This is a genomic window from Massilia sp. CT11-108 (assembly GCF_047302915.1).
In the GTDB taxonomy this organism is placed as follows: domain Bacteria; phylum Pseudomonadota; class Gammaproteobacteria; order Burkholderiales; family Burkholderiaceae_D; genus Telluria; species Telluria orientalis.
This window is the reverse complement of sequence record NZ_JBKYMO010000371.1, coordinates 1-5,663: the sequence shown is the minus strand read 5'-3', so window position 1 is coordinate 5,663 and position 5,663 is coordinate 1. Positions and strand designations below refer to the sequence as shown.

Sequence of the window (5,663 nt, the reverse complement as noted above, 5' to 3'; positions counted from 1 at the left end):
GCCAGCATGCCCTCGTCGAGGTCCACGCCGCGCGCCTCGAAGCCGCTTTCGCCCAGCAGCTCCAGCCATTCGCCGCGGCCGCAGCCCAGGTCGAGCGCGACGGCCGGCGCGCCCTGCTGCAGCAGGGGATCGGTGAAGGGAGCGTAGGCGCGCAGCCGCTCCTTGATGGTGTCGCGCGAACCGCGGTAGCGGTCTTCGAAGGCGCGGTAGAACGATGTCTGGCTCATCGCCGGATCTCCACTTGCGGCTCCAGCCAACTGCTGCCCACGAACTCGCGCCGGTTCATGTTCATGACCATGAAGATGGCCGCCAGGTCGCGCCATTCGTAGTTGTCGGCCAGATGGGTTTCGTTGCTCGTCAGGGCGGTGGTGATCGAATAGCTGCCCGGTCCCAGGTTGAGCGGGAAGCGGAAGCGGTAGTCGATGGTTTCGCCGGCCGCGAGGTCCGTCAGCGGGTGGTCGAGGAAGTGCGTGTTGGTGCCGAAGATCTGCTGGCCCAGGCGGTCCTTGATCATGTAGCCCAGCACGAGGCGCGGCAGCGGCTTGTTCACGCGCACGCGGATGCGCAGGGTGGCCGGCACGCCCACGTTCAGCACTTCCAGCACCCGGCCTTCCTCGTTTTCCAGCGCGACGTCGACGACGTTCGCGTGGCCGTTGCCGGACGTGGTCTGGACGCGGCCTTCCGGCGTACGCACCTGTTCCACCGTCGTGCCTTCGCGCTCGGCGATCAGCGCGTTGTAGTAGTCCATCACTTCCTCGGGCGTGCCCTGCTTGGCCAGGCGCCCGCCGTCGAGCAGGATCGCGCGGTCGCAGATCGACTGCATCGCGGCGCGGTCGTGGCTGACGATCAGCAGGGTCGTGCCCTGCTTGCGGAATTCGCGGATGCGGTCGAAGCTCTTGTGCTGGAAGTAGGCGTCGCCGACGGACAGCGCCTCGTCGACGATCAGCACGTCCGGCCGGCGCACGGTGGCCACGCTGAACGCGAGGCGCATCTGCATGCCGGACGAGTACACGCGCACGGGCTGGTCGATGTAGTCGCCGATCTCGGCGAACGCCTCGATCTGCGGCATCAGTTCCTCGAGCTCGTGCACGCCGAGGCCCAGCAGCTGGCCCGCCATGAAGACGTTCTGGCGGCCCGTGAAATCGGGGTGGAAGCCCATCCCCAGTTCGAGCAGCGCGGCCACGCGGCCGCTGATCGCCACGCCGCCCGTGGTCGGCTGCGTCGTGCCGGTGATCAGCTTGAGTAGCGTGCTCTTGCCGGCGCCGTTGATGCCGATGATGCCCACGGCGTCGCCCGGCGCCAGTTCGAAGCTGATGTCCTGCAGGACCCACTTCAGCTTGTGGCGCGGCTGGTTGCCGGGCAGGATCCATTCGGCCAGCCGGCTCCAGCGGTTGCCGTACTGTTTATAGGCCTTGCCCAGGTTTTCGACTCGGATCGCGCCCATTACAGTTCATCCACCATTTCGCCCGCGCGCTTGCGGAACAGGTGCATCCCCAGCGCGCAGAACAGCAGCGCCAGCACCGTGACCGGCAGCAGGCCTTTCCAATGCGGCAGCCGGCCGTCCAGCAGGATGCCCTGGCAGGCCTGCACGACGGCCGCCATCGGGTTCCAGGCCAGCAGCGGACGGATGTCCTGGGGCAGGGCCGTGGCGGGATAGACGACCGGCGTGAACCAGAACCAGAACTGCAGCACGATCGCGAAGAACTGGCCGACGTCGCGGAAGAACACGTTCAGCACGCCCAGGATCATGGCCAGGCCGATCGCGAACAGCACCAGCACGCCGAGCACGGGCACCAGCGCCAGGTACTGCCAGCCGGGGAACGAGCCGCTGACGGCGAGGAAGACGGTGAACAGGCCGAAGATGATCGCGAAATTGACCAGCGCGTTGAGCACGACGACGATCGGCAGGCAGATGCGGGGAAACTGCAGCTTCTTGATCAGGTTGGCGTTTTCGAGGAAGACATTCTGGCCGCGCGACGTGATCTCGGCGAACAGGCCCCACGTGAGCACGCCCGCGCACAGGTAGATGCTGTACGCGAAGTGGCCGGTGCTGCCCTGCAGGCGCGTGCCCATCACCTGCGAAAAGATGACGGTGTACACGACGATCATCGCGAGGGGATTCAGGATGGTCCACGCGGCGCCCAGCAGGGAATTGCGGTACTTGGCCTGGAATTCGCGGCGCACGCTACCCGCGATGAAGCCGCGATAGCGCCAGACGCCACCCAGCATGGAACGGGAAATCATAGGGAGACGAAAGGAGGAAAACCGGATGGTAAGTTGTTGATTATAACATGTTGCAGGTCGCTAATTTACGTCTTACCAATTGTTACGAATGCCGGCGAACGTCAGCCGTCGATGAGTTTTTGCAGCGCGTCCGGCTTGACGATGATGATGCGGTGCGTGCCTTTTTCGATGATGCCTTGCTGGGCGAGCGTGAGCAGGGCGCGCGTCACCGTTTCGCGGCTCGTGTTGATCATGTTGGCGATGTCCTGGTGCGTCGGCAGGTTTTCCACGACCTGCACGTTGCCGTCCTTTTGCTCCTTCAGCAGGTTGAGGAACGTGTAGATGCGGCGCGACGTGTTGTGGATGCTGAGCAGGGCGCGGAATTCCGAGTCGCGCTGCACTTTCTCGGCCAAAAAGCGCAGCATCTGGTTCGCAACCGGCGGCGAGTGGGAAAACAGGTACAGCGCCGTCGCGCGCGGCAGCAATGCCACCAGCACGGACGACAGCGCCACGACGGACGCCGAGCGCATCGAGCCGTTGATGACGGCGATTTCGCCGAAGAAGTCGCCCGGTTGCAGCAGGCGCAGGCCGATCGCCCGGCCGTCTTCCGTGACGTCGACGACTTGCAGCGAGCCCGTCAGCAGGAACAACAGGCTGTCGCCGGCCGCGCCTTTTTGCAGCACGATCTCGCGCTTGGCGTACTGGCGGATGCGCAGGTCGGACTTCACCCGCTGCATGTGCTCCTCGCTGAGGTTGGCCAGCAGCGGGATCTTGCGCAGGTGGATGTGCACGTTGACTTCCTGCGGCGCCGGTTCGTTGGCGGCCGCGGCCGGATCCGGCACCAGCTCCTTCGGGACGATGTCGTTGTCCGTCTCGTTCTTACGTTTGCTCGACGATGTCATTCGCGTCTCAGATCACTTGTAACAGTCCGAAAACCAGGGCGGCGGCCAGGATGCCTGCCGTGTTGGCGCCCATGTCGCGCCAGCAGAAACTGCGTCCGGGCACCATTTTTTGCAGCAATTCGATCGCCAGTCCCGCCACCAGCAACCCCAGCAGCCAGACCGCGCGCCGGGGCCATGCGGGTTCGATATGCAGCGCGAGCGCGCTCAGTCCGGCAAACGCGATGAAGTGCAGTAGTTTGTCGTGTGGCAATAACGGCAGCCAGCGCGCCGGCAGCAGGCAGCCAAGGACAACCGCGGCTGCGGCAGCCAGGAAGACGATCAGTTCCCAGGACATATCGGTCGATTGCTTGTACACCGAATCCCGGCGTCAGAAATTATCCCATCGCAGACTTAGCTGCAGAGCCCGACTATTATATTGGAACAGCGAGATGTTCTCGCGATTGAACGTGCCGCGCCATTCCAGCACCAGGCTGGTGTGCGGCCGCAGCAGCCACTGGCCGGCGGCACGTACCGTCGTCGTGTCCTGCCGCCGGCGCTTGTCGATCAGGTTGGGGGAATAGATCTCGCTGCTTTGCCACATCTGGTGGCTCAGTCCTGCTTCCAGGCCCAGGCGGCTGGTCACCTCGCCGGACCATTGCAGGTTGCCGAACCAGCCCTTGCGGTCGCCGCCGGGACGGTCCGCCGCGCTGGCGTCGTGCAGCCGGGTCAGCGTGGCCTGGGTCAGGCCGAATTCGCTGCGATAGCCGAAGATGCCGCCGATTTCCACCGTGTTGCCGTCGTAGGCCGGGCGTGTCGGATACGCGACATGGCTGTAGTTCGCCATGGCCGCGAACTCGACCCCGGGTGCCAGCCGCGCCGGCGGCGGCGCCAGGCGCGCCTGGATCTGCTGCTGGCGCTGGTACAGGGTGCCGTCGAGCGTCACGTAGCCGGTCGCCGCGGTGCCGCGCAGCCGCCAGGCGAACGGTTTCCACGTGTGTTCGACGGCGGCCAGCACGGAGGCGGTGTCTTGCGCGCGGACGCTGTCGTGCCGGCGCGTGTACGCCTGGACGATGACGTCGCCGTCCGCCTCGCCGAGCGGTCGCAGCCAGGACGCGGCCAGCTGGCTGAAATCGTCGGCCCGGGGCAGGGAGGACGGGTCGAGCTGGTATTCCGTCCGGGTGCTGCCCGTCCCGATCGTGAAACGCGGATCGCTCGCGCCCTGGTTGACGTTGTCGTCGTGCCCGCGCGTGGCGGCCAGCAGCCAGACGCCGCCCCTGCGCACCGGCGCCTTGCCGCAGCCGGTGGCGCGGTAGCGCGCGATCACGTCCTCGATGCCGGCCGGCACGGCCATGCGCTGTTCGAGGCTGGAAAACAGGCGTTCCGCCTCCGCCGCGTTGCCCAGTTCGCACTGGCTGATGGCGAGGTCGAGCCACGCGCCGGCATGGCGCGGTTCGCGCTCGAGGACGCGCTGCAGCAGGGCGGCGGCTTCCTCGAGGCGGCCTTCGCCCAGGGCCAGCAGCGCCGCGGCGTACAGGTCGCCCGGCCGGGCCGGCTCGGCGGCGATGGCGAACGGCGCTTGCTGGGCGCGGACCGTGCCGGCGGCAAGACACGACGACAGCGCCGCGGCCAGCGCGGCGCACATGGTCAGGCGCCTCATGCGTTGCGCTCCAGCGTATAGATGCGGAGCGACCGCTCCTTGCCGCGCAGCTGGCGCTCGCCCAGCGGCAGCAGGCGGTGGCGGCGCGCCCGCGACGCCGTGCCTTCGCCGATGATCACGTCGTGCGGGTAGTCGCGTGCGGCTTGTTCCAGGCGCGCGGCCGTGTTCACGCTGTCGCCCACCGCCGTATAGATGCTGCGCGCGGCCGTGCCGTAGTCGCCGGCCATCGCGGTGCCGCTTTCGATGCCGATGCGCACGCGCAGCGCCGGCTTGCCGTTGGCGACGCGTAGCGCGGAGAAGTGCGCCACTTCGCGCAGGATGCTGGCGGCGGCGTCCAGGGCGAGATCGGCGTGGTCGTCGTCCGGCAGCGGCGCGCCCCAGAACGCGACGAGGCCGTCGCCCGTGTATTTGTCGAGCGTGCCGCGATGCTCCAGCACGGGACGCGTCAGGCAGTCGAGGAATTCCGTCGTCAGGCGCGACGCGTCTTCCAGCGACAGCGACTCGACCTGGCCCGTATAGCCTTCCATGTCCGCCACCAGGGTCGTCACCTCGAGCCGGCGCGGCGCGAGCGGGTCCTGCAGGTCGCTGCGCAGCAGTTCGTCGACGACGGCGCCGGCCACGTATTGGCGCAGCGTCCCCAGCAGCTGGCGCGAACGGCGCTGCGCCAGTTCCCATTGAAACGGCACCGCGACGGCGAGCAGGTACAGGCAGCAGAACAGCGGCGCCGCCGGCGCGAAGACGGGATCGCGCGGCGCCAGCAGCCACACGACGCCGAGCCACACGAACGCGCTCGCGCCCAGCAGCAACGCATTCGCGGCCGCGGCCATGCGGGGCAGCGTATAGCCCGTCAGCAGCACGACCGCCAGCGTGAAGGCGAACGCGATGGCGCGGCCGGGCAGCGG

At 67.4% G+C, this 5,663-nt stretch carries 7 protein-coding genes; all 7 read right to left on the bottom strand.

The window, feature by feature from the left end; translation table 11 throughout:
* On the bottom strand, window positions 1-227 hold a 227-nt coding region (locus ACEN88_RS23095; protein ID WP_413343395.1), incomplete at its 3' end, for a methyltransferase domain-containing protein.
* Entirely contained in the window at window positions 224-1,444 is a 1,221-nt protein-coding gene (locus tag ACEN88_RS23090) for an ABC transporter ATP-binding protein (RefSeq protein ID WP_413343393.1), read from the bottom strand. The genes ACEN88_RS23090 and ACEN88_RS23095, both read right to left, overlap by 4 nt.
* The gene (locus ACEN88_RS23085; protein WP_413343391.1) at window positions 1,444-2,244 is read right to left on the bottom strand and encodes an ABC transporter permease; all 801 of its coding nucleotides are present in this window, start codon (window positions 2,242-2,244) and stop codon (window positions 1,444-1,446) included. The genes ACEN88_RS23090 and ACEN88_RS23085 overlap by 1 nt, the downstream gene beginning before the upstream one ends.
* A 101-nt stretch (window positions 2,245-2,345) precedes the next feature.
* The gene (locus tag ACEN88_RS23080; RefSeq protein ID WP_413343389.1) at window positions 2,346-3,125 is read right to left on the bottom strand and encodes a Crp/Fnr family transcriptional regulator; all 780 of its coding nucleotides are present in this window, start codon (window positions 3,123-3,125) and stop codon (window positions 2,346-2,348) included.
* Window positions 3,126-3,132: 7 nt separating this feature from the next.
* A complete protein-coding gene (locus ACEN88_RS23075) occupies window positions 3,133-3,459 on the bottom strand; it encodes a VanZ family protein (protein WP_413343387.1) in 327 nt (108 codons plus the stop codon).
* 33 nt (window positions 3,460-3,492) lie between these two features.
* Window positions 3,493-4,761 carry a tetratricopeptide repeat protein gene (locus ACEN88_RS23070; protein WP_413343385.1) on the bottom strand — a complete coding sequence of 423 codons (1,269 nt, stop codon included), beginning with the start codon at window positions 4,759-4,761 and terminating at the stop codon, window positions 3,493-3,495.
* Window positions 4,758-5,663: adenylate/guanylate cyclase domain-containing protein (locus tag ACEN88_RS23065; protein WP_413343383.1), on the bottom strand; the 906-nt coding region annotated here is incomplete at its 5' end. The genes ACEN88_RS23065 and ACEN88_RS23070, both read right to left, overlap by 4 nt.